At 35.4% G+C, this 2,612-nt stretch carries 2 protein-coding genes; both read right to left on the reverse strand.

Going from position 1 to position 2,612, the window contains the following annotated elements; all coding sequences use genetic code 11:
- Positions 1–138: 138 nt before the first annotated feature.
- The gene (cbpJ, locus tag HT736_RS08505; protein WP_000771147.1) at positions 139–1,131 is read right to left on the reverse strand and encodes a choline-binding protein CbpJ; all 993 of its coding nucleotides are present in this window, start codon (positions 1,129–1,131) and stop codon (positions 139–141) included.
- A 17-nt stretch (positions 1,132–1,148) separates the two neighbouring features.
- Positions 1,149–2,192: a serine protease gene (locus HT736_RS08510; RefSeq protein ID WP_202795742.1), complete on the reverse strand. Its 1,044-nt coding sequence runs from the start codon at positions 2,190–2,192 to the stop codon at positions 1,149–1,151.
- Positions 2,193–2,612: the final 420 nt, after the last annotated feature.

Consider the following 2,612-nt stretch of genomic DNA (forward strand, 5'->3'; position numbering starts at 1 on the left):
ACCCCAAAAGTTAGATTTTGTCTGTCTAACTTTTGGGGTGCAGTTCACCTAATATTATGCGTTTTTTCCTATTTTAAAGACTTTTATCCACCTATTATACAAAGTTAAATATCCATCACAGTTTACCATTAGCCTTCATTACTTAACCCATTCGCCATTATAGTTTAAGTAGTAACCACCTACTGTGGTATTAACAGCTAAAGCACCTGAACCATAGGCATAGTACCATTTACCATTGACTTGGAACCAGCCTGTCTTCATATCTCCATTACTTGCATTTAGGTAGTACCAAGTTGAACCATCTTTCACCCAACCAGTAGACATTGCACCTGATGAACGAAGGTAGTACCAACTGTTACCAACATAAGCCCAACCTGTCTTCATATCACCATTTTGAGCATCTAGATAATACCAAGTTGAGCCATCTTTCACCCAACCAGTTGCCATAGCACCTGATGAACGGAGATAGTACCAGTTATTACCTAGATATTGCCATCCTGTTTGCATTGCAGCAGTTGTTGGATCAAGGTAGTACCAAGCTGAACCATCATTTATCCAACCTGCACGTCTTTCACCACCAATATAGTTTTCTCCATTAATTTCTGTTTTAGCTAGATAATACCAGTTAGACTGATCATAAAGCCAACCTGTCTCTAAAGAATGATTCTGATTAAAGTAATAGTTCGTGTAATAACGCTTCTCTTCTTTATCTTCTGAATCTTCACGTTTTTCCCCGTACTCTTTTCCAACACTGTCTTTTGTTTTAATCTCTAATGCTTTCCAGCCAACAAATTCTTGTAGTACCCCATCTTGTCCAAAATAGTACCACTTGTGTTGAAGGCCGATTTCATTAACTGGTTGGTTATCTAATAAATCATCACGATAACCTGTTCCAGGAATTTCTAAGTATTGCCATCCAACTACCATTTCTCCTTTATCACCAAAATAGTAAGTTTTTCCGTCTATTTTATGCCAATAGATTGCTTTATGAGCATCTTTTACATAATATTTTCTATTATCCTTATCAACAAATTGGCCACCTGTGGTATCCGCAAAAACAGTATTTGTAGCTAGCAAACCAAAGAAAAATGCTGTCAGTCCAACTTGCATAGTTTTTTTCAAAAGTTTCATTTATATGTCCTCCAATATTAAATCCACTCACCAGATGAAGCAAAATTATAAACTTTACCATCGATAGTTTGGCTACCTGTTACCATAGCTCCACTTGAGTTAAGATAATACCAGTTTCCTCCTACTTTTATCCAACCTGTTTTCATGTCTCCATTAGTAGGATCTAGATAGTACCATGTTGAACCATCTTTATACCAACCAGTCTTCATATCACCATTTTTATTATCTAAGTAATACCATCTGCCTCGTACATTTTTCCAACCTGTTGCCATTGAACCAGAGGTTCCCAAATAATACCATTTTCCATTTACTTTTTGCCAATCTGTAAGCATCTTACCAGAAGCATCTAGATAGTACCAAGTATCATCTATTTTCTGCCAACCCGTTTGTTTATCATGTTGTTTATAATAGTACCAACTGCCACTTAATTTTTTCCATCCTTCAAGAGAATATCCTTTAAGTACTGAATAAATAAATGATAAATTCTGTTCATTTAATTTTACTGCGCTATTAACTTGGTTAGCTTCATCTCCCAAAGTATGTACTCCGACTACACGGTGACTAGCATCATAAACAGCAGATCCACTTGATCCCCCCAAAGTATCAACTTGATAATTCAAAAAAGTACCATCATCACTTAAAACTTGTTTTTTATCTGTATACATTTGATGAATTCCAAAATCATATGATGGATATCCTGTAATCGTCACTGGTGTTCCAGCCAAATTTTTCTGACTATTTGGAAGCCCCAGTGTTCCCAATTTTGCGCCAACAGGCTCTTCTAGAATTAATAGAGCCAAGTCATATTTCGATGCATCTCTAGAATTTAAAGTTCTAAATTCTTTCAAATAACGAACTTCCTTAACCTTGATCTTTCCAAATGGTTCCTGATCTGGACTAGCTGCTGGAAGTACATAAATAGCATCCGCTTCTTTTCCATATTTATGACTGTAGAAGTTATGAGCTGCTGTAATTAAAACATTATCTTTAATAAAATTCGCGCTTCCTCTTCCTTCTATATTCGTTCCATTGGCTACACCATTGTACTCAGACAAAACCATAGCTGAAGTTGAATACGGATATTGTAGAGTATTATCAATTTTAACCAAATCATCATTACCGATAATTACTTCTGATTGATTTTGGTAATATGAACCATATGTTGGCGAAATCTCAGGAAGTGAAAAATTATTAGTTTCTGGACTTTCCTGTAATGTTTCACTCACCTCATATTCTTCACCTGTACTAGAAATAACAGTCAAAGCAGATACTGTCGACAACTGGCTAGCCAATAAAGTACTCGCAATAATTGAAATACCCAATTTTTTATAAAACGTTTTCTTCATTATTTTTATCCTCCTAATGTGATTATAGCATACTATTCTAAATTTCTCAATCTACTATAGAATCAAGAAATCTATCACCTTCTGTAAATACCCTCCATTATCACATAAACAGGTAAACTCCCGACTTTATCACTT

Origin of the sequence: Streptococcus sp. 339 (assembly GCF_013277285.1) — a bacterium.
In the GTDB taxonomy this organism is placed as follows: Bacteria; Bacillota; Bacilli; order Lactobacillales; family Streptococcaceae; genus Streptococcus; species Streptococcus pseudopneumoniae.